The organism is Algibacter sp., from assembly GCF_029245835.1.
Taxonomy (GTDB): Bacteria; Bacteroidota; Bacteroidia; order Flavobacteriales; family Flavobacteriaceae; genus Algibacter_B.
In genome coordinates this window covers 1-26365 of record NZ_JAQWOO010000083.1, presented here as the reverse complement: position 1 = coordinate 26365, position 26365 = coordinate 1, and the positions used below count along the sequence as shown (strand labels likewise).

21 protein-coding genes and 2 tRNA genes are annotated in these 26365 nt (G+C 32.8%); 16 read left to right on the top strand and 7 right to left on the bottom strand.

What is annotated here, in order from left to right; all coding sequences use genetic code 11:
- The first annotated feature begins 14 nt into the window (after positions 1-14).
- Both P8K68_RS13505 and P8K68_RS13500 read left to right on the top strand, forming a co-directional pair.
- A complete protein-coding gene (locus tag P8K68_RS13505) occupies positions 15-1544 on the top strand; it encodes a nucleoside transporter C-terminal domain-containing protein (protein WP_300251991.1) in 1530 nt (509 codons plus the stop codon).
- A 222-nt stretch (positions 1545-1766) separates the two neighbouring features.
- Positions 1767-2591, top strand: a complete 825-nt coding sequence (locus P8K68_RS13500) for a thymidylate synthase (protein ID WP_300251988.1) — start codon at positions 1767-1769, stop codon at positions 2589-2591.
- 232 nt (positions 2592-2823) lie between these two features.
- Here the strand turns inward: P8K68_RS13500 and P8K68_RS13495 are convergent, their stop codons facing one another.
- On the bottom strand, positions 2824-3120 hold the full coding sequence (locus P8K68_RS13495) for an isoamylase early set domain-containing protein (RefSeq protein ID WP_300251985.1): 297 nt from the start codon (positions 3118-3120) through the stop codon (positions 2824-2826).
- Positions 3121-3436: 316 nt separating this feature from the next.
- Between P8K68_RS13495 and P8K68_RS13490 the strand changes: the two genes are divergently transcribed.
- The 4 genes from P8K68_RS13490 (at position 3437) to lspA (ending at position 7629) form a co-directional block, all read left to right on the top strand.
- Complete coding sequence (locus P8K68_RS13490) at positions 3437-4357, top strand: dihydrofolate reductase (RefSeq protein WP_300251983.1); 921 nt, start codon at positions 3437-3439, stop codon at positions 4355-4357.
- 80 nt (positions 4358-4437) lie between these two features.
- A complete protein-coding gene (locus P8K68_RS13485) occupies positions 4438-5994 on the top strand; it encodes an FAD-dependent protein (RefSeq protein WP_300251980.1) in 1557 nt (518 codons plus the stop codon).
- 228 nt (positions 5995-6222) lie between these two features.
- A complete protein-coding gene (gene fabD, locus P8K68_RS13480; RefSeq protein ID WP_300251977.1) occupies positions 6223-7116 on the top strand; it encodes an ACP S-malonyltransferase in 894 nt (297 codons plus the stop codon).
- Complete coding sequence (gene lspA / locus P8K68_RS13475) at positions 7117-7629, top strand: signal peptidase II (RefSeq protein ID WP_300251974.1); 513 nt, start codon at positions 7117-7119, stop codon at positions 7627-7629. It begins immediately after the preceding gene.
- A gap of 58 nt (positions 7630-7687) precedes the next feature.
- Here lspA and galE read toward each other — a convergent pair whose 3' ends face one another.
- Together galE and P8K68_RS13465 are read right to left on the bottom strand one after the other, a co-directional pair.
- A complete protein-coding gene (gene galE / locus P8K68_RS13470) occupies positions 7688-8710 on the bottom strand; it encodes a UDP-glucose 4-epimerase GalE (protein ID WP_300251972.1) in 1023 nt (340 codons plus the stop codon).
- Positions 8703-9857, bottom strand: coding sequence for a DegT/DnrJ/EryC1/StrS family aminotransferase (locus tag P8K68_RS13465; protein ID WP_300251970.1), 1155 nt, complete (start codon positions 9855-9857; stop codon positions 8703-8705). Before P8K68_RS13465 ends, galE begins: the two co-directional genes overlap by 8 nt.
- Before the next feature lie 159 nt (positions 9858-10016).
- On the opposite strand from P8K68_RS13465, the gene P8K68_RS13460 reads away from it, so the two are divergent.
- Positions 10017-11252 (top strand): glycosyltransferase N-terminal domain-containing protein, encoded by a 1236-nt coding sequence (locus P8K68_RS13460; protein WP_300251967.1) that lies wholly within the window; start codon positions 10017-10019, stop codon positions 11250-11252.
- A 98-nt stretch (positions 11253-11350) separates the two neighbouring features.
- A complete protein-coding gene (locus P8K68_RS13455; protein ID WP_300251965.1) occupies positions 11351-11782 on the top strand; it encodes a hypothetical protein in 432 nt (143 codons plus the stop codon).
- Positions 11783-11984: 202 nt separating this feature from the next.
- Here the strand turns inward: P8K68_RS13455 and P8K68_RS13450 are convergent.
- The 3 genes from P8K68_RS13450 to mutS form a co-directional block, all read right to left on the bottom strand.
- Positions 11985-12068: transfer RNA gene (locus tag P8K68_RS13450), tRNA-Leu, on the bottom strand.
- Positions 12069-12094: 26 nt separating this feature from the next.
- Positions 12095-12166: transfer RNA gene (locus P8K68_RS13445), tRNA-Gly, on the bottom strand.
- 97 nt (positions 12167-12263) lie between these two features.
- Complete coding sequence (mutS, locus tag P8K68_RS13440) at positions 12264-14876, bottom strand: DNA mismatch repair protein MutS (protein WP_300251963.1); 2613 nt, start codon at positions 14874-14876, stop codon at positions 12264-12266.
- Between the two features lie 214 nt (positions 14877-15090).
- Between mutS and P8K68_RS13435 the strand changes: the two genes are divergently transcribed.
- The 4 genes from P8K68_RS13435 to P8K68_RS13420 all read left to right on the top strand — a co-directional run bounded on the left by P8K68_RS13435 (position 15091) and on the right by P8K68_RS13420 (position 19667).
- Entirely contained in the window at positions 15091-15624 is a 534-nt protein-coding gene (locus P8K68_RS13435) for an RNA methyltransferase (protein ID WP_300251960.1), read from the top strand.
- 5 nt (positions 15625-15629) lie between these two features.
- Positions 15630-16289: a class I SAM-dependent methyltransferase gene (locus P8K68_RS13430; protein ID WP_300251957.1), complete on the top strand. Its 660-nt coding sequence runs from the start codon at positions 15630-15632 to the stop codon at positions 16287-16289.
- A 296-nt stretch (positions 16290-16585) separates the two neighbouring features.
- Positions 16586-19207: a glucosidase gene (locus tag P8K68_RS13425; RefSeq protein ID WP_300251955.1), complete on the top strand. Its 2622-nt coding sequence runs from the start codon at positions 16586-16588 to the stop codon at positions 19205-19207.
- A 154-nt stretch (positions 19208-19361) separates the two neighbouring features.
- Entirely contained in the window at positions 19362-19667 is a 306-nt protein-coding gene (locus P8K68_RS13420; RefSeq protein ID WP_300251952.1) for a hypothetical protein, read from the top strand.
- A gap of 90 nt (positions 19668-19757) precedes the next feature.
- Here the strand turns inward: P8K68_RS13420 and folK are convergent, their stop codons facing one another.
- Complete coding sequence (gene folK / locus P8K68_RS13415) at positions 19758-20888, bottom strand: 2-amino-4-hydroxy-6-hydroxymethyldihydropteridine diphosphokinase (RefSeq protein ID WP_300251951.1); 1131 nt, start codon at positions 20886-20888, stop codon at positions 19758-19760.
- Between the two features lie 233 nt (positions 20889-21121).
- Here folK and P8K68_RS13410 point away from each other — a divergent pair, with 233 nt between their 5' ends.
- The 4 genes from P8K68_RS13410 (at position 21122) to rpsU (ending at position 26051) form a co-directional block, all read left to right on the top strand.
- Positions 21122-21826, top strand: a complete 705-nt coding sequence (locus P8K68_RS13410; protein WP_300251950.1) for a queuosine precursor transporter — start codon at positions 21122-21124, stop codon at positions 21824-21826.
- An 87-nt stretch (positions 21827-21913) separates the two neighbouring features.
- The gene (locus P8K68_RS13405; RefSeq protein ID WP_300251948.1) at positions 21914-24595 is read left to right on the top strand and encodes an AsmA-like C-terminal region-containing protein; all 2682 of its coding nucleotides are present in this window, start codon (positions 21914-21916) and stop codon (positions 24593-24595) included.
- A gap of 296 nt (positions 24596-24891) precedes the next feature.
- Positions 24892-25755 (top strand): RNA polymerase sigma factor RpoD/SigA, encoded by an 864-nt coding sequence (locus P8K68_RS13400; RefSeq protein WP_300251945.1) that lies wholly within the window; start codon positions 24892-24894, stop codon positions 25753-25755.
- 101 nt (positions 25756-25856) lie between these two features.
- The gene (rpsU, locus tag P8K68_RS13395; RefSeq protein ID WP_300251943.1) at positions 25857-26051 is read left to right on the top strand and encodes a 30S ribosomal protein S21; all 195 of its coding nucleotides are present in this window, start codon (positions 25857-25859) and stop codon (positions 26049-26051) included.
- Positions 26052-26365: the final 314 nt, after the last annotated feature.

Here is a 26365-nt window from a genome sequence, read left to right as displayed (position 1 = left end):
CCTTAATTTTTATTATGAAAAAACTGTTTTTTCTTTTTGCTGTTATTTCTTTATGTTTTACATCAACGATAATAGCTCAAGATTTAGATAAAACAGAAGTCTCCGAAACAATTGAAACCATTTCCAATACTGAAACAATTTTAATAGATTCAGCACAAATAAATTTTTCAGAAGCAGAAGTACTTACTGTTTCTAAAACTACTTCCAGTAACCAAACTAATACCCCCTTAATTCCTAGTCAAGGATTTTCCGTAAACAGTTTATGGCGCGGTGTTTTAGGGATGATTACTTTAATTTTTGTTGCCTTCCTTTTTAGTAGTAACAGAAAAGCCATAGATTGGAAAATTGTAGGTATTGGTTTAGCCTTTCAACTGCTTATTGCTATTGGTGTTTTAAAGGTTGAATTGATTAAAACGATTTTTGAATTTATAGGTGGTTTATTCGTTAGTGTTTTAGACTTTACAAGAGCTGGAAGTAAATTTCTGTTTGAAGGCTTAGTCGTAGACATGGATACGTTTGGGTTTATTTTTGCTTTTCAAGTATTACCAACCATCATATTCTTTTCTGCATTAACTTCAGTTTTATTTTATTTAGGCATCATTCAAAAAGTAGTAAAAGGAATGGCTTGGTTACTTTCAAAAACTCTAAAAATATCTGGTGCCGAAAGTTTAAGCGTTGCTGGAAATATCTTTTTAGGACAAACCGAAGCACCGCTTCTAATAAAAGCGTATTTAGAGAAAATGAATAAGTCCGAAATGCTTTTAGTTATGATTGGCGGTATGGCAACTGTTGCAGGCGCGGTATTAGCAGCATATATTGGGTTTCTAGGAGGTGATGACCCAATATTAAGATTATTTTACGCAAAACATTTATTAGCAGCATCAGTCATGGCAGCTCCAGGAGCTATTGTAATATCAAAAATATTATACCCACAAACCGAAGCTGTTAATACAGATGTTTCTGTGTCTCAAGAAAAAATAGGGTCGAATATTCTTGATGCTATCGCTAACGGTACTACTGAAGGTTTAAAACTAGCCGTTAATGTTGGAGCCATGCTTTTGGTATTTGTAGCGTTTATTGCTATGCTTAATGGAATTCTTGGTTGGATTGGTGATGTTTCGTCAGTAAATAGTTGGATTACCAATAACACGTCTTATACTGGTTTATCTCTTGAACTTATATTGGGCTATGTTTTTGCTCCGTTAATGTGGCTTATTGGTGTTGCCAAAGAAGATATGGCTTTAATGGGGCAACTACTAGGTATTAAATTAGCCGCTAGTGAATTTATAGGCTACATCCAATTAAGAGATTTAAAAGAGGCATCTAATGCCATACATCTTAATTACGAAAAATCTATCATTATGGCAACCTATATGCTTTGCGGCTTTGCAAATTTTGCATCTATAGGTATTCAAATTGGTGGTATTGGTTCTCTAGCTCCAGGACAACGCAAAACACTTTCAAAATTTGGCATGAAAGCGTTGATTGGGGGCACCATTGCTTCATTAATTTCGGCTACTATTGCTGGTATGATTATTGGTTAAAAAGCCCCTTTAATTCCCCAAAAGGGAAACCTTAGCGTAAATTAAATTCGTTAATAACTTCTGATATTTTGTTTGAAAAACGAACCTCTATCTTTGCTTATTTTCTCTATTTTTATCAACAGTATTTTGTCATGCTGAGCGCAGTCGAAGTAACTTACGAAGAGATTCGATTATAAAAATCAAGTTTAATTAAAAGAGATCCCCATTTTCATGGGGAATATTATGAAACAATATCACGACTTAGTAAAACACGTTTTAGAAAACGGCAATGAAAAAGGAGACCGCACAGGAACGGGAACAAAAAGTGTTTTCGGACATCAAATGCGCTTTGATTTGAGTGAGGGGTTCCCTATGGTTACCACCAAAAAATTGCATTTAAAATCTATTGTTTATGAATTACTTTGGTTTTTAAAAGGTGATACTAATACTAAATATCTTACCGAAAATGGCGTGCGTATTTGGAACGAATGGGCTGATGAAAATGGGGATTTAGGACCCGTTTACGGGCACCAATGGCGCAATTGGAACAATGATGAGATTGACCAAATTAAAGAAGTTGTTGATGCTCTAAAAAACAATCCGAATAGCCGGAGAATGATGGTTTCTGCTTGGAATCCTTCGGTATTACCAGATACTTCAAAAAGTTTTAGTGAAAATGTTGCTAATGGTAAAGCAGCTTTACCACCTTGCCATGCATTTTTTCAGTTTTATGTTGCAAATGGCAAACTATCTTGTCAGTTATACCAAAGAAGTGCAGACATCTTTCTGGGTGTCCCTTTTAATATTGCTTCTTATGCTTTATTTACTATGATGATGGCACAAGTTTGTGGTTATGAAGCTGGAGAATTTATACACACGTTTGGAGATGCGCATATTTATAGCAACCATTATGAACAATTAGAATTACAATTATCAAGAGATATTCGTCCGTTACCAAAAATGATACTTAATCCTGAAATTAAAGATATTTTTGATTTTAATTTCGAAGATTTTACTTTGGTAGATTATAATCCGCACCCTCATATTAAGGGCGTTGTTGCTGTTTAAGTTTTTTATAAATCAAGTAAATTAACAACCCGCGTTAGGGATTGCAGTGGAAAGCCCACAGCTTTTGCGCCCTAGCGCAGAAGCGAGGACTTGTAACGAAAAGCCCGACCCTTTAGGGTAACGCCCAAAATATTTTTAAATTCTTGACTTAAAACACCCCTAAAGCCCCCTCAAGGGAACAAAAAAAAGCACCCCAAAACGAGGTGCTTTTAAACTTTATGTAGTGAAGTTATTATAAGTTTATAACACCATTTTCTGCACCAGCAAAATCGTTCCATGCATAAGCATCGGCAGTTTCGTCATTTACGTAAACGCCATCAACAACATACTTAAACTCGTAAGAAGCCCCTGCTTCTAAATCTAGGGTCCCTTTAAAAGTTCCATTTTTTAATTTTTTTAGGGGTGCTTTTTTAGCATTCCAATCGTTAAAAGATCCAACAACAGATACTTTTTTTGCGTCTTCAGCAGGTATAGAAAATGTTACTTTACAAACTGGTTTACTTTTCAAAAATTGTTTTTTAATAGCCATAATATTATATTTAAAGTATTTTATTTAAAGGTTTTATTACACTGCAAATTTATAAACTATTTATTACACATAACTATTTAAGTCTTTTACTTCTAAAGAATTATCAATTTGGCAATTTGTGTTTAACAAATAATTAAAGTAAACAAAAAATTAGTATAAAATTTAAATTATTATCAACTAAAAATTCACGTTTATATCTGATTATCAATGGTTTTTAGCACTAAAACGTTTTCGTTAACAGCTATTTTTTAAGTCTCTTAATTTTGTATTAAGTATCAGTAAAAAACTTTAACTTTACACTTGTTATTTTACTAATATGTTCGGAAAAAAGAAATCCATACCAGAAATAGATAAAAACCAATTAGAGCTTATTGAAAATGCTCAAAAACGTATAAAACAAAAAAAGCGGTTGTATGCGCATTTTGTCATCTTTTTAATTGGTGCTGTTTTTTTAATTATTGCTAATACCGTTTTAGGTATTGGAAAAGATTTTAAACTCTTTGATATTGATTGGTTTGTATTTGCTATTCTATTATGGCTATTCTTATTTATATACCACCTATTAAACGTGTTTGTTACCAATAAATTTATGGGTAAAGCATGGGAAAAAGAACAACTTGATAAATTAGTTGCCAAACAGCAAGAACGTATTGAAAAACTTAAGGCAGGATTTGTTAAAGAGGAAACTTTAATGGCGCAAAGTGAGGTTTATAATGACACTCAAAATAAAACAACTAAAAGCACAAAATCTGAGCTCACCATTATTGTTGCTGCCGCAGAGAATGACGCTATTGGATTAGGAAATAAATTAATTTGGCATTTAAGTAATGATTTAAAACGTTTTAAAGCACTTACAAATGGGCATCATATTATTATGGGACGGAAAACGTTTGAAAGTTTCCCGAAACCTTTACCAAATAGAACTCATGTTGTTATTACACGTCAGAGAGATTACAATGTGCCTCAAGGTGTTATTATCGTGCATAGTTTAAAAGATGCTATTGATGCCTCAAAAAACGATTCTCAACCTTTTATTATTGGTGGTGGTCAAATTTACAAGCAAGCCATGAGTTTAGTCGATAAAATAGAACTAACACGCGTGCATCATGATTTTGATGCAGACACCTATTTTCCAGAAATTGATTCTACCGTTTGGAAAGAAACTGCAAATACATTTCATAAGAAAGATGAAGGGCATGATTATGAGTTTTCGTTTTTGACTTATGAGAGGAAGTAATTTGACTTTATCATAAAAATAAACAAAACTCAAAAATTCTTTTTTAAAACTCCTGTTCTAAATTTCCTTAATTTTGCCTCATGGTAAAAGACATACAGCTTCGTATTTCACTCAAAGAAGAGGGACAACCAGATATTTTAGTTTTAAAATCTGCGATTACCTTAGAGATAGACCGAAAAGATATCACTGGTGTTAAAATACTCCGAAAATCTATTGATGCTAGAAAGCCTAAAATTATTCTAAACTATAAAGTTGCTGTATATATTAAAGAACCGCTTCCAGAAACTTCAGACTATCAATTTGATTACAAAGATGTTTCAAAGGCCAAACCTATCCATATTATCGGTTTTGGTCCAGCTGGTATGTATGCTGCTTTACGCTGTATCGAACTCGGTTTTAAACCCGTTGTTTTAGAGCGTGGTAAAAACGTGCAAGACCGCCGTAGAGATTTAAAAGCCATAAACCAAGACCATTTTGTAAACGAAGATTCTAATTATTGTTTTGGCGAAGGCGGAGCAGGCACTTATAGTGATGGTAAGCTTTACACCAGAAGTTTAAAACGTGGAGATGTACGTCGTATTTTTGAAAACCTTGTGTTTCATGGCGCTACAAATCAAATCTTAATTGACGCACATCCGCATATTGGAACCAACAAATTACCAAAAGTGGTACAGAATATTCGCGAAACTATTTTAAAATATGGTGGCGATATTCATTTTGAAACGCGTGTCACCGATTTCATAATTAAAGACCATAAAATTAAAGCCATTCAACTTAGAAATGGCGAAGAAATACCAGTTGAAAAAGTCATTTTAGCAACCGGACATTCTGCACGCGATATCTTTTATCTACTTCATAAAAAACACATTGCTATTGAGGCAAAATCCTTTGCTATGGGCGTTCGTGTTGAGCATCCGCAACATATTATAGATTCTATACAGTACCATTGCTCTGGTGATCGCCATGAATTACTCCCAGCAGCTTCTTATGGTTTAGTAGAACAAGTTAAAGACCGTGGCGTATATTCATTTTGCATGTGTCCAGGCGGTTTTATCGTACCTGCTGCTACCGCCAATGGCGAAGTGGTTGTAAATGGTATGTCGCCCTCAAAACGAAATAATTTATATGCTAATTCTGGAATTGTAGTTGAAATAAATGCCGATACAGACTTACACAAATACGAACAATTTGGCGCATTAAAAGGCTTAGAATACCAAAAAAAATTAGAGCGTTTAGCATTCACTGCAGGTGGCAGAAGTCAGACAGCACCCGCGCAACGATTAACAGATTTTGTTGAAGGAAAGCTATCGCCGGAATTAAATCCTACATCATACCAACCGGGATTAAAATCAGCGCCACTGCACTCTTTGTTGCCTAAATTTATTGGTGGTAGATTACGAAAAGGGTTTGAAGCTTTCGGAAGAAAAATGAAAGGGTATTATACCGAAGAGGCCAATGTTGTTGGTGTAGAATCCAGAACCTCATCGCCAGTTTCCATTCCTAGAAACGAGCAATTACAGCACACTCAAATTTCTAATTTATATCCTTGTGGAGAAGGTGGTGGTTATGCAGGTGGTATTGTTTCTGCAGCCATGGATGGGGAGCGTTGTGCTGAGGCGGCAACTGGGAATTTATAATGTAATAATTTGGGCGTTACTTTTTACTCATACCTACAAGGTTTTTAGAAACCTTGCAGGATCGCAAAAAGTCGGGCTTTTCGTTACAAGTCCTCGCTTCTGCGCTAGGGCGCACAAGCTGTGGGCTTTCCACTGCAATCCCTAACGCAAAACTCAGAACTTTCAAAAAACATAGTTACTTCTTCTAAAGATTTATTCCTATTTTAGCCCCACAAAAAACTAACTAAAATGAACGCATACATATTTCCAGGGCAAGGCGCACAATTTTCAGGAATGGGCTTAGACCTTTACGAAAACTCACCTTTAGCACAAGAACTCTTTGAACAAGCCAATGAAATTTTAGGCTTCAACATCACCGACATTATGTTTGAAGGGTCTGCAGAAGACTTAAAAGAAACCAAGGTCACCCAACCAGCCATATTTTTACACTCGGTAATTTTAGCAAAAACATTAGGCGATAGTTTCAAACCAGATATGGTTGCAGGACATTCACTTGGTGAATTTTCAGCTTTAGTAGCCAATGGCGCTTTGAATTTTGAAGATGGTTTAAAATTAGTATCGCAACGTGCTCAAGCTATGCAAAAAGCTTGCGAGTTACAACCAAGTACTATGGCCGCAGTCTTAGGATTAGATGATGATGTGGTTGAAAAAGTATGCGCAACTACCGATGGTATTGTTGTGGCCGCAAATTACAATTGCCCAGGACAATTAGTTATTTCTGGAGAAGTAGAGGCTATAAATAAAGCTTGCGAAGCTTTAAAGGCAGAAGGTGCGCGTCGGGCTTTGGTATTACCCGTTGGTGGCGCCTTTCATTCACCTTTAATGGAGCCAGCACGTGAGGAGTTAGCTGCTGCCATAGAAAACACAACTTTTGGCAAACCTAACTGCCCAATTTATCAAAATGTAACGGCTAATGCTGTTATTGATGAGGCAGCAATAAAAGCAAATCTTATTTCTCAATTAACAGCACCAGTGCGCTGGACACAGTCTGTACAGCAAATGATAGCTGATGGCGCCACCTTATTTACAGAAGTTGGCCCAGGCAAAGTTTTACAAGGTTTAGTAAAAAAGATTAACAGAGCATCAGAAACGGTTTCTGCAACTTTTGAAACCAACAGCTAAATGAAATTAAGCAAACGCTCCATCTACATTATATTAGTCATTGTTTTAACTATAGCAGTCGACCAAATTTCTAAAGTACTTGTTAGAGATAACATAATACTCAGAACAGAAATAAATCCTGGTGAACGCATTCCTTTAATTGGCGATGCTTTTGTTTTAATGCATGTTGAAAATACAGGTGCTTTTCTTGGTATGGGTAGTGAATTGAATGAAACGCTTAGAATCATCTTATTACTTATTCTACCAATATTAGTTTTAGGTTTTGTACTTCGCCATATCTTCAAAGACAAATCCTTAGATAACTGGTCGCTTTTTGCTTTTGCAAGTATTATAGGCGGTGGTATTGCTAATGTTTTTGACAGAATAGTCTTTGGAAAAGTTACCGATTTCTTGTTTATAGATCTTGGTGGAGTTTTCAGAACTGGTATATTTAATTTGGCCGATTTATCTGTAACTTCTGGTATGATTATTTTGGTATTTATGAGTTTTAATAAGAAGAAAACTAATCCATAAAAAAAGGTCGCTAATTTTAAATTAACGACCTTTTACATTTATACTAAATATTTATTTTTTACTTAGCTCTAACTTTTTGTTCCCACTTCCAAGCAGAAAGCATAGCATCGTCAAGAGATAATTTCGTTTTCCATCCTAGTTCATCATTAGCCTTATTGGTATCAGCATACGCTGAAATAATATCACCTTCTCTTCTATCAACAATCTTATAATTTAATTTTTCACCAGAAACTTTCTCAAAAGACTTAACAACTTCTAATACTGAACTTCCTTTACCTGTTCCTAAATTAAAAGTTTCATAATTTGATTTATTTTTGTTGTTCAATAATCGCCCTAATGCAATAACATGTGCTTTAGCTAAATCTACCACATGGATATAATCTCTAATACATGTGCCATCTGGTGTTGGATAATCATCTCCAAAAACTGATAATTCTTGACGTAAACCAATAGCTGTTTGTGTTATAAATGGCACTAAGTTTTGTGGCACACCAATTGGTAACTCACCTATTTCAACAGATTCATGTGCACCAATTGGATTAAAATAACGCAGTGCAATGGCTTTTAATGTGGGTACAACTTTACAAGTATCTTGAATAATTTCTTCACCTATTTGTTTTGTATTTCCGTAAGGTGACTCAGCTTGTTTAACAGGAGCACTCTCTGTAATTGGTAACTCATCGGCTTGACCGTAAACGGTACAAGAAGAACTAAATATAAATGCCGCAGAAGGTAATTTCTTTAATTCTTTTAGAATGTAAACTAAGGTTGCTATATTGTTTTCATAATATAACAAAGGCTCTTTAACACTCTCTCCTACAGCCTTACTAGCGGCAAAATGAATCACACCTTTTACATCATTATGTTTAGCAAAAAAAGATTCAACTCCTGATTTGTTTTTTAAATCTAGTTTTTCAAAAATTGGTGTTTTACCAGTAATAGCCGAAATTCCATCTAAAACCGTTTCTGATGAGTTTGATAAATCATCAATAATAACCACCTCATAACCTTCATTTTGTAATTCTACAACCGTATGCGATCCGATAAATCCTAAACCACCTGTTACTAATATTTTATCCATTTATAAATTTTATAGTTGTTGATGTAATGTATTCTATTTGTTCGTCGTCTAATTCCGTATGCATTGGTAAAGAAATAACATCTTTTACCAATTGATTGGTCACTTCAAAATCCGCTTCATTATATCTTTCATCCAAGTAAGCCTTTTGTCTATGAAGTGGAATTGGGTAATATACCCCACAAGGGATTCCTTGGTCATTTAAATGTTTAGCTAAAGCATCCCTATCAATACCTTTTATTTTTAGTGTATATTGATGGAAAACGTGGCAATCACAAGTATCACAAATACCCTCGCAACCATTTACTGTTTTAGGTGTTGTTATACTTTCAATATTTTTAAAAGCAGCATTGTATTTTCTTGCTGCATTTCGTCTTGCCTTATTATAATTATCTAAATGCGGTAATTTAGCGTCTAAAACAGCAGCCTGTATACTATCTAATCTTGAGTTTACACCAACCACATCATGATGATAACGCTCGTACATACCATGATTTACAATACCTCTAATGGTATGTGCTAAATCATCATCATTAGTAAAAATAGCACCACCATCGCCATAACAACCTAAATTTTTAGAAGGGAAAAATGAAGTTGCTCCAACATGTCCAATAGTTCCGGCTTTCACTTTAGCACCATTACTATATGTGTAATTAGCACCAATAGCCTGAGCATTATCTTCAATTACAAATAGATTATGCGCTTTTGCAATTTCCATTATAGCCTCCATATTAGCGCATTGCCCAAATAAATGAACAGGCACAATCGCTTTTGTTTTTGGTGTAATAGCGCGCTTTATAGCTTCAATATTAATGTTAAAATCATCTTCATTAACATCAACTAAAACTGGTGTTAATTTCAAAAGTGCAATAACTTCAACAGTTGCAGCAAAAGTAAAATCGGCAGTAATAACTTCATCTCCTGGCTCTAAACCAAGACCCATCATAGCTATCTGTAATGCATCTGTCCCGTTTGCACATGGAATAACATGTTTTACACCTAAATATGTTTCTAAGTTTTTTTGAAAATCATGAACTTTTGGTCCATTAATAAATGCTGTGTTTTCAATTACTTCTTGAATAGAAGGGTTAACGACATCTTTTATGCCAGCATATTGACCTTTAAGGTCAACCATTTGAATTTTCTTCATTTAAAAAAAATTATAGCCTATTTGATTTTAGAATTCAATGAAAGACTAATTTCCTGCATAGTTACTGTAAACTAGCATACTACAAAATTACAAAAATGATTGACGTGAACTAATGAATTCTCTTCAAAGAAATGTATTTTAGCATATAAATAAAGAATATTGAGTTTTATTTATAACATAGGTATTTTTCTTGCTAGTGTAGCTTTAAAATTTGGTGCACTTTTTAACGATAAACTTAAAAAAGGCGTTGTTGGCAGAAAAAATACTTTTAATATATTAAGTACTCATTTAAACAAGGGTGATAAAACATTTTGGTTTCATTGTGCTTCTTTAGGCGAATATGAACAAGGGCTTCCAGTTTTTAAAAAACTAAGAGACCAATACAAAAATCATAAAATCATCCTAAGTTTTTTTTCTCCCTCTGGTTATGAAATCAGAAAAAAATCACCAATTGCAGATGTTGTTATCTACCTCCCGTTAGACACTAAAGTTAATGCTAAACGCTTTTTAGACATTGTAAATCCTGAACTTACTATTTTTGTTAAATATGATATTTGGCCAAATTTTTTAAATGAATTAAAGCGAAGGCAACTGCGTGCTATATTGATTTCAGCGGCTTTCAGAAAAAATCAATCTTATTTTAAATTTTACGGTAAACCATTAAAAGAAGCGCTTTTTGCTTTTGAACATATTTTCACTCAAAATGAAATTTCTAAAACACTACTTAAATCCATTAATTACCATAAAACAACAGTAAGTGGAGACACTCGATATGACAGAGTTTACAGCCAATTAGATATTGATAATACTCTAGACTTTGTTGAGGAATTTAAAAACAATGAACTTTGTGTTGTTGCGGGAAGCACATGGCCAGAAGGCGAAAATTTACTCATTAATTTTATAAATTCTGAAGCTTCAAAAAACGTAAAATTCATTATTGCTCCGCACAACATTAAATTAAATCAAATTAAGCAATTACAAGAAAAAATTAATTCAAAATCTGTATTATTTACTGAGAAAAAAGACAAGGATTTATCGAATTACCAAGTTCTTATAGTTGACACCATAGGAATTCTGTCAAAAATATATAGTTACGCAGACATCGCATATGTAGGAGGCGCCATAGGTAATACTGGTCTGCATAATACACTGGAACCCGCAGTTTTTGGAATTCCAATAGTTATTGGCAACAACTTCAAGAATTTTCCTGAAGCCCAATTACTTATTAATAATGGAGGTATGTTTTCAGTAGCCAATAAAACAGCGTTTAATAAAATATTTAATCATTTAATAATCAATAGTGACTTTAGAGAGAAAAGTGGGTCAAAAAACAAAGCATTCATTAAACAAAACAAAGGTGCTGTAGTCCAAATACTCGATTTCCTTCGTATATAGTTTGTTTTTAATTAAGACTTTTTATAAAATTCTTAATTCTAGTAAAAGCGTCATTAATTTTGACATCTAATTAAAAGTTAACACTAAAACACAAACCAATGAAAAAATTATTATTAAATTCAATCTTATTATTAGCATTAAGTTTAAGTTTCACATCTTGTAGAGATACAAAAAAAGCAGGTTCGATAGAAGATGCTATTGAGAATGCTACCGACGCTGCTGGTGATGCCGTTGACAATGCTGCAAACGCTGCTGGTGACGCTGTTGATGCCGCTGGTGATGCCGTTAACAATGCTGCAAGTGCTGCTGGAGACGCCGTAGATTCTGCCGTTGATGCTGCAGGTAATGCTGTGGATGATGTAAAAGCAAAAGCAGGTGAAGCTGTTGACGCTGCAGGTAATGCAATAGACAATGCAAAAGCAAAAACAGGTGATGCTGTTGATGCTGCAAAAACAAAAGCTAGTGATGCTGCTGATAAAGCTGCTGATGCTATGAAAAAAGAAGCAGATAAATTAAAAGCTGGTCACTAATTAGTCTTTTTAAAAAATTTATAAAACCACCTATTTGGTGGTTTTTTTGTGGCTGAAATTTAAATTTTGTCTATTACATCCCATTTTAAAAAAAGTCGATTCATAAAAATGAATCGTTTGTTTTAAAGCCACCTTGAATATAAACATGAGGAAACTTTTGAAAAACAAAAAAGTCGAAACTTTCGTTTCGACTTTTTATATGTACTGAAGACGGGACTTGAACCCGTACGTCCTAATGGACATTGGATTTTAAGTCCAACGTGTCTACCAATTCCACCACTTCAGCATTGGTATATTTTAAGAAAGTTTCAGAGCGAAAGACGGGATTTGAACCCGCGACCCCCACCTTGGCAAGGTGATGCTCTACCCCTGAGCTACTTTCGCAGTCTTTTAATGAACAAACAACCTCTCGATTGCGGATGCAAATTTAAAATATTTCTACTAAAACCAAAGCCTTTTAGTAAAATAAATAAAAATAATTTTACGCTTGTTTTTTCTTAACTAACATCCGCTTAATTTCATTCAATTTCATGAGTGCTTCTACGGGCGTAAGTGTATCAATATCAATATGTAATATTTCCTCTTTGATGTTTTCTAGTAACGGGTCATCAAGATTAAAGAAACTCAATTGCATATCATCATTCAAAGTTTTTACCTTATCTGTAAGTTCTTCGCTTGAATGAGATTTCTCTAATTTCTTCAAAATAGCATTAGCACGATGTAAAACTTGTTGCGGCATACCTGCCATTTTAGCCACATGAATCCCAAAACTATGCGCACTACCACCTGCAACCAATTTTCTTAAAAAGAGTACATTATCTTTTAATTCTTTCACTAAGACATTGAAGTTTTTAATACGCTCAAATGTTTCACTCATTTCATTCAATTCATGGTAATGCGTTGCGAATAGTGTTTTTGGTTTTGCAGGATGCTCGTGCAAATATTCACTAATGGCCCAGGCAATAGAAATACCGTCATAAGTACTTGTCCCTCTTCCTATTTCATCAAGTAAAACTAAACTTCTATCAGAAATATTATTCAAAATAGAAGCCGTTTCATTCATTTCTACCATAAATGTAGATTCTCCCATCGAGATGTTATCACTCGCGCCAACTCTAGTAAAAATCTTATCTACCAAACCAATTCTGGCTACTTTAGCGGGTACAAAACTACCTATTTGCGCCAATAACACAATTAGAGCCGTTTGACGTAAAATAGCAGACTTACCAGACATATTAGGCCCTGTAATCATAATAATTTGTTGCCCTGTTCTATCAAGAAAAACATCATTGGCAATATAGGCTTCCCCAAGAGGCAATTGCTTTTCTATAACTGGATGACGCCCCTCTTTAATATCTAAATCAAAAGAATCATCAAGTGTTGGATAAACATATTTATTATCCTTAGCTAATTGCGCAAACCCACATAAACAATCTAACCGCCCAATTAAAGAAGCATTATGTTGTACTGGTTTTATGTATTGATTTAACCAAACCACCAATTCTGAAAACAACTGCTGTTCTATAGCTTGAATTCTATCTTCGGCACCTAAAATTTTAGCTTCGTATTCTTTAAGTTCTTCTGTGATATAACGCTCAGCATTCACCAAAGTTTGTTTACGAATCCATTCTTCAGGAACTTTATCTTTATGGGTATTTCGAACTTCTATATAATATCCAAATACGTTGTTTGATGCTATTTTAAGAGACGTGATGCCGGTACGTTCGCTTTCTCGTTCTAGCATATTATCCAAATAGTCTTTACCAGATTTCGACAAACCTCTTAATTCATCTAATTCCGAAGAAAAGCCAGGAGCAATACTATTCCCTTTCAATACATTTATGGGGGCTTCCTCATTTAAAGTCTCTTTTACTTTTTCGCGAAGCACATCACAACTTTGAAGTTTATCACCAATAATTTTTAATGATTCATTATTACAATTTGAAGCTAAAGATTTTATGGGCACAATAGCTTCTAAAGAATTTTTAAGCTGAATAACTTCTCTTGGACTCACTTTTCCTGTAGCCGTTTTAGAAATTAAACGTTCTAAATCACCAATATGTTTAATATGATTTTGAATCTTTTGAAGCACTGTGCTTTCTTTGGTTAAGAAACTCACCACTTCATGGCGTTGTTTTATTTTATCAATGTTCTTTAACGGTAGAGCCAACCAACGTTTTAATAACCTTCCACCCATTGGTGAAATCGTTTTATCAATCACATTTAAAAGCGTAACCGCATTATTATTGGTAGAATTATAAAGCTCTAAATTTCTGATGGTGAATTTATCCATCCACACATAATCATCTTCAGCAATTCTAGAAACAGAAGTAATATGCTGTAATTTATGATGCTGGGTTTCTCCTAAATAGTGCAGAATAGAACCCGAAGCAATAATCCCTTCATATAAATCTTCAATTCCAAAACCTTTTAGTGTTTTAGTATCAAAATGTTTAATTAAGGTTTCATAGGCATAATCTGTTTGATACACCCAATCTTCTAAATAAAACGTATGAAAATCATCACCAAAAGTCTCATTAAATAACGAACGCTTTTGTTTGGAAACCAAGACTTCACTAGGGCTAAAGTTTTGAAGTAGTTTATCAATATATTCAGCATTACCTTGGGATGTTAAAAACTCTCCGGTAGAAATATCTAAAAATGAAATTCCAATATATTTTTTATCAAAATACACAGAACATAAAAAATTATTAGATTTCGAAACTAAAACCTCATCATTTAAAGCTACTCCAGGAGTTACCAACTCAGTAACACCACGTTTTACAATGGTTTTGGTTTGTTTTGGATCTTCAAGTTGGTCGCAAATAGCAACACGCTCACCTGCTTTTACCAATTTTGGCAAATAGGTGTTTATGGAATGATGCGGAAAACCAGCCAACTCAGTTTCACTCTCACTTCCAGCACCACGTTTTGTTAAAATAATACCTAAAATACCTGCAGCTTTAATAGCATCACTTCCAAAGGTTTCGTAGAAATCACCCACGCGAAACAACAGCAACGCATCAGGATACTTTGCTTTAATCGCATTATACTGCTTCATTAACGGGGTTACTTTTTTTGCTTTTTTAGCCAATGGAAATCTAATTTTTAAGTGTTACTTTTGACAAAATTGTAGCATGCAATGTACCATTAATTTCATGTGTTATGAAGTTGACTTTTTAGAAGTTATCTACAATTAGAACGAGATTTCAACAATAATTGTCATTCAGAACGAAGTGAAGAATCTTTTGAATTAGCAAATTAGTTAGGTTTTCGCTTTCGCGGGAATAAAAAAAAGAACAGTTTCAATGCGTAAACTTAAAAATAGCGAATTAGATAGATTAAGTGTCGAGGCTTTTAAAGAAGTTAAAAAAACACCTATCATTATTATTCTTGATAACATTAGAAGCTTAAATAACATTGGTTCGGTATTTAGAACCAGTGATGCGTTTTTAATTGAAAAAATTTACCTCTGTGGTATTACTGCAAAACCGCCACATAAAGATATTCATAAAACTGCTTTAGGAAGTACTGACACTGTAGATTGGGAATATGTTGAAAACACACTTAATTTAATTGAAAAATTAAAAGCCGATAACGTGAAGATTTGCTCCATTGAGCAAGCTGAAAACGCTATCATGCTTAATGCCTTTAAAACTAAATCAAACACTAAATACGCATTAGTTTTTGGCAACGAAGTTAAGGGCGTCAATCAAGAAGTAGTTAACACCAGTGATGCAGTTATTGAAATTCCGCAGTTTGGAACAAAACATTCTTTAAATATTTCGGTGAGTTGTGGTGTTGTAGTTTGGGATATTTTTGTTAAGCTTTCTGAACATTAAAATTGATGTTACAAAACAAAAAGAAACCTTGGCCTACCAAAGATGTGATGAACCAGATTTATGAGATGAATCTCTGGGGCGGACAAGATTTCGATTTTTATTCTGGAATAGGTTCACATGACCCCAAAACTATAAACCCATATTTAAAAGTTGTGATTGCTTTCCTAAAATACCACAATAAGCCTTTGATAGTTTGCGATTTAGGCTGTGGTGATTTTAATATTGGGAAACACCTCACCAAATACACGAAAAAGTATATTGCGATAGATATTGTTGAAAATCTTATTCATAGAAATAAAAACCTATACAAAGAAAACAACTTAGAGTTTCATTGTTTGGATATTTCAAAAGATGATCTTCCTCCAGGAGACTGCATTATTTTGCGTCAAGTGTTACAGCATTTATCTAACCGTGAAATACAAAACGTACTCAAAAAAATAGCTAATTATAAATATATAATTCTGACAGAACATATCCCATTAGGCAACTTTATTTCAAATAAAGACATTATTTCAGGACAAGGAATTAGACTGAAAAAAAACAGTGGTGTTAATGTACTAGAAGCGCCTTTTAATTTAAAAATAAAAGACCAGAAAAGACTTGATGAACATATTTTGGAGAATAACAAAGGACAAATTATAACGACTTTGTATGACCTATTTTAGAATGGTCTTTTTTATTGTTTTCAAACTTTAAAAGTACTGTTAAGTAACTCTTTCTGTGTTTTTCAAAATATCACTTCATCAATTAATCTTATGTTTTTTTAAAGAGAAATCAAAAGAACAGCATCAAAAACACCAATAAAGAAATACTTAGAAATCAGACAACTACTTGCTAAAAAAAAGCACTATTTTTACTTAAAATCTTTTAAAAACATAAGACTTCAAGACGACATTCATATATTTAAAAAAGCTTTTCTTTTAAATTTATAGTTTAAAAATTTCATTAATAATTATAACCTATGGCTCATAAAAACCCTGAAGAAGAAAGACTAGCAGTTTCTGAAAACTACAAAAATTGGAAAAAATGGGGCCCATATTTAGCCGAAAGACAATGGGGAACAGTTAGAGAAGACTATAGTGAACATGGAGAATCCTGGGATTTTATAGACCATGAGAAAGCTAGAAGTAACGCCTATAGATGGGGAGAGGAAGGCATAGGTGGATTTTGCGACTCCATAGAGATTTTGTGTATGGCACCTGCATTTTGGAATGGAAATGACACCATTTTAAAAGAACGATTGTTTGGCCTTACTAATAATCAAGGCAACCACGGAGAAGATGTTAAAGAACTTTATTTTCATCAAGTATCGACACCAACACATTCATATAATAAATATTTATATAAATATCCGCACAGTAAATTTCCATATAGTGATTTGGTTAATGGAAACAAGAGAAGTCGAGACGAGGATGAATATGAAATATTAGATACAGGCTGTTTTAAAAACAACGCCTATTTTGATTGTTTTATTGAATATGCCAAGGCCGATATTGATGATATTCTGATGAAAGTTACTGTTATAAACAGAGGTTCAAAAGCAGCAGATATTCATGTATTACCTCATGTATGGTTTAGAAATTTCTGGAAGCACAATAACAAATATAACCGACCCATTATAAAATCGACTAAAGATGGCGCTGCTAAATCAATTTGCGAAAGAAATGGAGAATACTACTTATATCATGAGAATGGCAAACAGTTATTCTGTGATAATGAAACAAATAATAAACGTATTTACAACGTCGAAAATGACGTGCCTTATGTTAAAGATGGGATTCACGAACACGTTGTAAACAAACAAAAAACGGTAAACCCTAAAAAAGAAGGGTCTAAAATGGCTATTTGGCATAAGTTTAAGCTAAAGGCTGGAGAAGAAAAAAGTGTAAAAGTACGTTTAAGCAAAGCTGAATTAGAAGACCCTTGGACAGCATTCGACACCATTTTTAATCAAAGAAAAACGGAATGTGAGGAATTTTATAGTGATATCATAAAAAAAGATTTACCCGAAGCTCGCCAAAGTCTTGCAAAAAGTGCGTTTTCAGGTTTGTTATGGACTAAACAGTTTTATTATTTTGATGTCTTTAAATGGCTTTTTGGAGGTCCTGGAGAAAAAAAACCACACAGAACCAACATGCGAAATTTCAGTTGGCAACACCTTACCAACAGACATATTATTTCCATGCCCGATAAGTGGGAGTACCCGTGGTATGCGGCTTGGGATTTGGCATTTCATATGGCGTCGTTTGTAGAAATTGACCCTTATTTTGCAAAAGAACAATTATTATTGGTTCTTCAAGAAAGTTATATGCATCCTAATGGACAGATCCCTGCTTACGAATGGAATTTTAGCGATGTAAACCCACCTGTACATTCTTATGCCGTTTGGAAAGTTTATGAAAAGGATAAAGAAAAAACAGGTAAAGGCGATATCCCATTTTTAGAAAAAGCATTCCAAAAACTACTCGTAAATTACACGTGGTGGGTCAATCAAAAAGATAAAAGCGGAACAAGTCTTTTTGAAGGCGGCTTTTTAGGCTTAGATAATATTGGTGTTTTTGATAGAAACCACATGCCTGAGGGTATTACTAGAATGCAGCAAGCTGATGCAACAAGTTGGATGGCGATGTTCTCAATTAATATGTTGCGCATGTCTTTAGAGCTTGCAAAAAACAATAAAATTTATGAAGAATCTGCCGCAAAGTTTTTCAGGCACTTTTTAAACATCGCTTGGGCTATGCATCATATAGGGAAAAAAGATATTTCGCTTTGGGATGATGACGATAACTTCTATTATGATGTTGTTGAATTGGCTAACGGTCAAACAGACCGTTTAAGAGTGCGCTCTTTAGTAGGCGTAATCCCTATGTTTGCTGTAGAAATTATTAATAAAGATTTATTTGAAGAATTAAAAGAGTTTAGAATAAGAGCAAACAACATAATAAGAACACGACCCGATTTAGCGTCTTTAATTTCTAATTTAGAAAAAGCCAATAAAGACGGGAAATTTATGTTCTCCATCATGCGTGGTTTTAGGCTAGAACACTTACTAAAACGTTTATTGGATGAAGATGAGTTTTTATCAGACTACGGCGTTCGCTCACTCTCAAAATACCATGAAAAATATCCTTTTGTGTTTAAACACAACGGACACCACCAAATTCAGTACGAACCAGGAGAGAGTCGTTCTAACATGTTTGGAGGTAATTCCAATTGGCGTGGGCCCATATGGATGCCATTAAACTATATGATTATTCAGTCTTTACGAAAATATTACACGTTTTATGGTGATGAATATACTTATGAATTCCCCACAGGTTCAGGTAACAAATTAAATTTAAAACAAATTGCTAACGCATTAACCAAAAGATTAATAAAGCTTTTTGAACCTAATAAAGATGGCAAGTTTCAATACCACTCTGATGACCCTGATAAGGTTTTTACGAAAGAGGAACATTTTAAAAATGAACATTTTTTCTATGAATTTTTCGATGGCGATACTGGAAGAGGTCTTGGAGCTTCTCATCAAACAGGCTGGACCTCTTTAATTGCCAATTTGATTATGGAAATGGATGAGGATTAAAAACATTTTTTTCTAATATAATAAAAAAACATTTTGCCACATTTGAGAAAAAAATCCCATAAAAATAAAATTTAACGACATAGAAAACTTAATTGAAATTAAGGACGGCCTTAAAAATCAATATCTAATTTTAAAGCTTTTAATGGTATTGAATTTGGCAAACGCAATAATCCAATTAATCAGTTATAACAAAACTGAATATGGATTTATTGAATATTTTTGGATAGGAATAGGAGTTATCTCCTTAGTGATTCTCTATTTATTTCTTTTTAAAAAATCTGCTGCGAAAAAAATTAATGTTACAGAAATTAGGCGACTTAAAGAAAAAACTTTTTTTGGAAGAAAAAGGTTTGCGTTAGAATTGAAGAATGGAAAAAATAGAGATCTGGGTAATTTTTATAATGAAATCGAGCTAGCTAACGTACGTGAATTATTTTCAAAAATCGGAATTGAAAACTAATTTTCAGAATGTTCTCATTTAACTTTTATGGTTTGCATACTTCATTTGTTTTATTATCAAATAATGAACTTAATTATGTAAACTATAAAATCACGCTTCACAAATAGCATCCAAAACCCACAAATAATCTGCTCTACTTGTCACAAAATCTCTATTAGATACATCTATAATTTTTACATTAAAATCTTTTTGAGTTTTTAAAAATTCTAAATAGCCTGCATTGATTTTCTCTAAATAATCATCAGCAATATTTTGCTCATAATCGCGTCCGCGTTTTTTAATATTTTGCTGTAAGCGTTCTGTATTTTGATACAAATAAATATACAACTCTGGTTTCGCGATGTCTTTATACATTAAATAGAAGAGTTTTCGATATAAACTAAACTCATCATCGTTTAAAGTAATCTTAGAGAAAATTAAAGATTTAAAAACATCATAATCACTAACAATAAAATCTTTAAACAAATCAAGTTGCGATAAATCATCAGAAATTTGCTGGTAACGATCTGCTAGAAAAGACATTTCTAAAGTAAAAGCATATCGATTTGCATCTTCGTAAAACTTTGGCAAAAAAGGATTGTCTGCAAAACGTTCTAAAATAAGTTTCGCATTAAAATCATAAGCTATTTTAGTTGCTAAACTGGTTTTTCCTGCACCTATATTACCTTCAATAGCTATGTAATTATATTTTGAGAAATCGTATTGCCTACTCGGATTTTTTAACCAAATATTGATAGGTTCTAAAACCGATTCGTCTTCACATTCATCTAACAAAGCAAACACTTCCTTTTGAAGTTTTGGGTGCTTCATTTTTGAAGCGACATCATTAAGCGGTAAAAGTACAAATTTACGCTTGCTCATTTCTGGATGCGGTACCTGCAGTGTTTTTGTATTGATGATTTTATTTTCAGCAAAAACAATATCCAAATCTATAACTCTGGCTTCGTAAGCACTAGTTTTTGTTCGCGTTCGCCCTAAAGTGGTCTCAATATTCAATAAAGCATCTAAGACATCTTGAGGCTCTAGATAACTTTCTAAAACCAAACAACAATTCAAAAAATCATCACTTTCAAAACCAAATGCAGGAGATTTATATACTTTAGAAATGAGTTTAATATTCCCAACACGTTTATAAATAGCATCAACTGCGGCTTGCAAGTTTTTAAACTTATCCCCTTTATTGCTTCCTAGTGCAATGTGGTATGTTGTTGGTTTTAACATAATTTATAAACTCATCTTGACTTTTTCTATTTCCTAAAAAATGGCCAATATCTGTCCATATTCGTTGCTTTTTTTATGCTTAGCAAAACTATGCCTTTCAAAAAGAGCCTCATCTAGACAAATTTTATCTCATTTTCGGTTAAAAACAAAAAGTCAAGATCAGTTTTTGGCAAAATAATAAAAAGTAAATGGTTTCCTTTATATTTACAGAACCTATTTATTCACAATCGTAAATGACTTTAAAAAACAAACTTGCCGCACAACGTATTTACATCCTTTTAGGCGCTTTATTTATAACATCATTGGTAGTTTCAAACCTTATTTTTCAAAAATTCTTTTACTGGTATCCGATTGATATAGAGATTTTCGGAAATAAGCTTTTCGAAATATCAGTTGGCATTTTACCTTATCCTATGACTTTTTTAATCACTGATTTAATTAGCGAAATCTATGGAAAAAAACGCGCAAATGATATTGTAGTCGTTGGGATTTTCTCTTCTATATTTTCACTTTTAATTATTTACATGGCAGATAGCGTTCCTGCAACATCATGGTCTTACGTTAAAGATGATACCTTTAAAACGGTTTTTGGAAACTCTATGATTGCCGTTTTTGCAAGCATGCTAACCTATTTATTTGCGCAATTTGTAGACATCCAGATTTACCATTTCTGGAAAAACTTAACTAAAGGCAAACACTTATGGCTTAGAAATAATTTCTCCACATGGTTTTCACAATTTGTAGATACCTTTACCATTGTATTTTTATTATGCTCCTTCGGCATTATTGATTGGGCTAACTTTAAAGGTTTATTAGTTAGCGGATTTTTATTTAAAGTCATTATAGCCGCTTGCGATACCCCATTTTTATATTTAGGTGTGTTTTTGTTCAGAAAACGTTTCAATTTAAAGGTCAATGAAGAGATTGATTTGCTTTAATATTTAACAATAAATTCACTGTTTTCAATCTTTTAGCACCATTTTTGCGTATATCTTTGCAGACACGCTAAACCTAAATTCTTCATTTTGAGAAAAGTATTTAAAATTATTGTAATCACAATACTTATTATTCTTGCATTATTAATTGCTATTCCTTTTGCTTTACAAGGCCAAATAAAAGAAATGGTGAAGCATTTTATCAATCAAAATTTAAATGCTCAAGTTGAATTTAGTGATGTATCCCTTAGTTTTATAAGAAGCTTCCCGCAGGCACATGCTAATATTAACAACCTAGTAATTACTAATTTTGAACCTTTTAAAAACGAAACTTTCGCTACAATAAAAGATATTTCATTTACCATGAATATTAATGAGTTATTTAAAACTGCAGCCGAAGAACCAATTGTAGTTCATTCCATAAATATTGATGAAGCGTTATTAACTTTGAAAACTAATAAATTTGGAAATAATAATTACGACATAACAAAAGAAAATACTAATAACGCTTCCGCGGAAAACAAAGCAGACAGCTTTAAATTTAATATTGAAGACTATCAAATAAAAAATAGTGCACTAACCTATATTGATGATCTTTCAAAAACTTTAATACATATTACAGAACTTAACCACGAGGGTCACGGAACGTTTTCAACAGAAACTTCAGAATTTAACACCAAAAGCGAAGCCAATGTTAGTTTTTCGCTTGATAGTACTCATTATTTAACTAATAATCCTGTAAAATTAGATGCCTTAATTGGTTTAGACTTAAATAATAGCAAATACACTTTCAAAGAAAACAAAGGTTTTATTAATGATTTACCTTTAGAATTTCAAGGCTATGTACAACAAGTTGAAAACGGACAAAACATTGATATTTCGTTTGAAAACCCAGAATCAGATTTTAAAAACTTCCTTGCAGTTATTCCAAAGGCATATTCTAAAAATATTGAAAATGTACAAACCACAGGTGATTTTAAAGTAAAAGGACTTATTAAAGGATTAAGTTCAGACGAAACTATTCCAAATTTAGACATCAGTATCACCTCAAATAATGCCTCTTTTAAATATCCAGATTTACCTAAACGTGTTGAAAATATAACTATCAACACAGAAATAAAAAACACTACAGGACAAATTGATGATACCTATATAGATATTAAAACGCTTAATTTTAAAATTGATGATGATATTTTTAAATCCTCGGCTACTTTAAAAAATATCACAAAAAACATGTTAGTAAATGCCAATATAAATGGTGTTTTAAACTTAGCAAACATTACAAAAGCGTATCCTATAGCATTAGAAAATGACCTTACTGGTATTTTAAAAGGAAACATAAATACGACTTTTGATATGAATGCTATTGAAACCAATGCATACGAACGCATAAAAAATAAGGGCTCTGCAAGTATTACCGACTTTGTATTTTCTTCGGAAGATATTGTAAACCCCATTCATATTTCTCAGGCGAATATGACCTTTAATCCAGGCACTGTTTCCTTAAATAATTTTAAAGCCAAAACAGGAGCAAGCGATTTAGATGCTAATGGAACCATAAATAATTTGCTAGGGTTTTTGTTAAGCAATAATACTTTAAAAGGAAACTTTAATGTGACTTCCAATCTATTTAAAGTGAGTGATTTTATGATAGAAGCGGAAACATCAACAGTAAATAAAACGACTAGTGATTCGGAATCTTTAAAAATACCAGCCTTTTTAGATTGCACCATACATGCGGATGCTAAAACTGTAGTATATGATAATTTAAACTTAAAAGACGTTACCGGAACACTCTATATTAAAGACCAACAAGCAAAGCTTCAAAACATGAAGTCTAGTATTTTTGATGGTGTTTTAATCATTTCTGGAGACGTATCTACAAAAGAAGACACGCCAACTTTTAATTTGAATTTAGGAGCAGACGGGTTTGATATTTCAAAGTCATTCAAAGCTTTAGAGCTACTTCAAAATCTAGCTCCAATAGCAAAATTACTAGAAGGAAAACTAAATACAAACCTCAACCTATCTGGTAAATTAGATGCCGCATTTTCTCCAGATTTAAACAGTGTTTCTGGCAATGCTCTAGCCGAATTACTAACTACAAAAATCAACACCAATAAAGGCGAATTATTTAGCAAACTAGAGCGTTCACTAGGTTTTATAGATTTTGATAAACTCGATTTAAAAGATTTAAAAACCAGACTAGACTTTGCCAACGGAAAAGTAAGTGTAAAACCTTTCGATTTAAAATACAAAGACATTGCCATTACTGTTTCTGGAGCTCACGGATTTGATAAAACCATCGATTACAACGCCGTATTTAAAGTGCCAGCAAAGTATTTAGGCAGTGATATAAACAGGTTAATTGGTAAAATAAACGATACCGAAGTAAACAATATCAGCATCCCTATTACCGCAAACATTGGGGGTGATTTTACTAATCCCACCGTTAAAACCGATTTAACTCGTGGTGTTTCAAACTTAACGAAACAACTTATCGAAATCCAAAAACAAAAATTACTCAATCAAGGACAAGATAAGGTCAAGGACTTAATTGGGGATGTAATTGGAAGTAATAAAACCAAAACTGATTCTGTAAAACAAAAACAAAACGACGCTATTAAAGATGTACTTAGCGATATTTTAAAAAATAAAAAAACACAAGATTCTTCAACAACCGAAACCCCAAAAACTACCGAAAAGGTCATTAAAAATGTTTTAGGAGGATTATTAGGGGGAAACAAAAAACAAAAAGACACTGTAAAATGATTTTTCAGCGTTACCAATCCTGACAGCTATCGGAACGGGAGCCCCCCGCTTTTAACCATGTACTTCTATTTTGAATTTTTAAATTATTGAACATAAATGTTTCACTATATCTTTTTTGCAGAAAATGTAACTATTGAATTATCCTTTTTTGCTGAAAATTAACAAAAAATGTTAAAAAAAGTAAATTTTATACAAATTTTGCCCGTTTTTTAAATAAAAACGTTCGTTTTTTAGGATTTCCCATTTTTTTGGTTAAGTTATAAGAATGTATAATTATTAAATCTTTTTAAAGATATATGAGGCAATTAAAAATCACTAAACAAGTTACCAATAGAGCATCTAAATCGCTAGACAAATACCTTCAAGACATTAGTAAAATTCCCTTAATTACTGCTGAAGAAGAAGTAGAATTAGCACAACGCATAAAAAAAGGCGACCAAAAGGCCTTAGATACCCTAACAACAGCTAACTTAAGATTTGTGGTTTCCGTTGCAAAACAATATCAAAACCAAGGATTGAAACTCCCCGATTTAATAAACGAAGGTAATGCAGGGTTAGTAAAAGCAGCAAAACGTTTTGATGAAACTAGAGGTTTTAAATTTATATCCTATGCGGTTTGGTGGATTCGTCAATCCATTTTATCCGCCCTAGCACAACAATCTCGAATAGTTAGATTACCACTAAACAAAATTGGTTCGATTAATAAAATTAATAAAGCCTATTCTTATTTAGAACAAGCACACGAGCGTCCGCCAAGTGCGGAAGAAATAGCTAAAAATCTAGATTTAACCGTAGATGATGTAAAGCAATCTATGAAAATTTCTGGAAGACATATATCTATGGATGCGCCTTTTAAAGAAGGAGAAACATCCAATTTATATGATGTTGTTCAAGGACAAGAATCTCCAAGACCAGATGCTGAATTGATGAAAGATTCTTTAAACCTAGAAGTTAATCGTGTTTTAGAGACATTATCTGAAAAAGAGGCTGAAGTTATTAGACATTATTTTGGAATAAGTGTAAAAACACCTAAAAGTCTTGAAGAAATTGGAGATGCTTTTGGTTTAACCAGAGAACGTGTTAGACAAATTAGAGAAAAAGGCATCCGGAAATTGCGTCATACTTCAAAAAATAAAGTATTACGATCATATTTAGGATAATCTTAAAACAAAGAGCTAAATTAATTTGGTTTTCCTAATAAAATAACTGAAATTTGCATCCCTTTTAGGGAAACCTTGAAAACGCAAAATAAAATATATTTATGTTAAAGATAATTGTTAAAGATGGTGAAAACATCGAGAGAGCTTTAAAACGCTATAAAAGAAAGCACAGAAATATTAAAGTAATGCAAAACTTAAGAGAAGGACAGTTTTTCACAAAACCATCTGTAAAAAGACGTCGCGAAGTTCAAAAAGCAGCATATATTCAAAACTTAAGAGACCAAGAAAATATTTAGTCTTTTATTTTATACAACATATAAAATCCCAATTACAACTTGTAATCGGGATTTTTTTTATTTGCAATATTTTTAAGTCTATCATTTACGATAATTGACAGGCTTATCTTCATAAAAATGCTCAAAGGTTTTATCAGTTTTATAATGGTCTCGCAAAACTTTATATACCATAATTATACCAATTATATTTTAAAACAAGCCTTAAAAGTTTCAGTATAGAATTCTGATTTGACTATATTCATAATATTTTGATTATTGATTTCATTTTGCACAGTTATGTGTAGCCATTTCTTTAGCGCTTGGATATTTACAAA

Bases quoted from the DNA above. Each gene is read 5' to 3' on its own strand.
- P8K68_RS13505 (WP_300251991.1), top strand. From the start codon at position 15: ATGAAAAAACTGTTTTTTCTTTTTGCTGTTATTTCTTTATGTTTTACA.
- P8K68_RS13500 (WP_300251988.1), top strand. From the start codon at position 1,767: ATGAAACAATATCACGACTTAGTAAAACACGTTTTAGAAAACGGCAAT.
- P8K68_RS13495 (WP_300251985.1), bottom strand. From the start codon at position 3,120: ATGGCTATTAAAAAACAATTTTTGAAAAGTAAACCAGTTTGTAAAGTA.
- P8K68_RS13490 (WP_300251983.1), top strand. From the start codon at position 3,437: ATGTTCGGAAAAAAGAAATCCATACCAGAAATAGATAAAAACCAATTA.
- P8K68_RS13485 (WP_300251980.1), top strand. From the start codon at position 4,438: ATGGTAAAAGACATACAGCTTCGTATTTCACTCAAAGAAGAGGGACAA.
- fabD (WP_300251977.1), top strand. From the start codon at position 6,223: ATGAACGCATACATATTTCCAGGGCAAGGCGCACAATTTTCAGGAATG.
- lspA (WP_300251974.1), top strand. From the start codon at position 7,117: ATGAAATTAAGCAAACGCTCCATCTACATTATATTAGTCATTGTTTTA.
- galE (WP_300251972.1), bottom strand. From the start codon at position 8,710: ATGGATAAAATATTAGTAACAGGTGGTTTAGGATTTATCGGATCGCAT.
- P8K68_RS13465 (WP_300251970.1), bottom strand. From the start codon at position 9,857: ATGAAGAAAATTCAAATGGTTGACCTTAAAGGTCAATATGCTGGCATA.
- P8K68_RS13455 (WP_300251965.1), top strand. From the start codon at position 11,351: ATGAAAAAATTATTATTAAATTCAATCTTATTATTAGCATTAAGTTTA.
- P8K68_RS13435 (WP_300251960.1), top strand. From the start codon at position 15,091: ATGCGTAAACTTAAAAATAGCGAATTAGATAGATTAAGTGTCGAGGCT.
- P8K68_RS13430 (WP_300251957.1), top strand. From the start codon at position 15,630: ATGTTACAAAACAAAAAGAAACCTTGGCCTACCAAAGATGTGATGAAC.
- P8K68_RS13425 (WP_300251955.1), top strand. From the start codon at position 16,586: ATGGCTCATAAAAACCCTGAAGAAGAAAGACTAGCAGTTTCTGAAAAC.
- folK (WP_300251951.1), bottom strand. From the start codon at position 20,888: ATGTTAAAACCAACAACATACCACATTGCACTAGGAAGCAATAAAGGG.
- P8K68_RS13410 (WP_300251950.1), top strand. From the start codon at position 21,122: ATGACTTTAAAAAACAAACTTGCCGCACAACGTATTTACATCCTTTTA.
- P8K68_RS13400 (WP_300251945.1), top strand. From the start codon at position 24,892: ATGAGGCAATTAAAAATCACTAAACAAGTTACCAATAGAGCATCTAAA.
- rpsU (WP_300251943.1), top strand. From the start codon at position 25,857: ATGTTAAAGATAATTGTTAAAGATGGTGAAAACATCGAGAGAGCTTTA.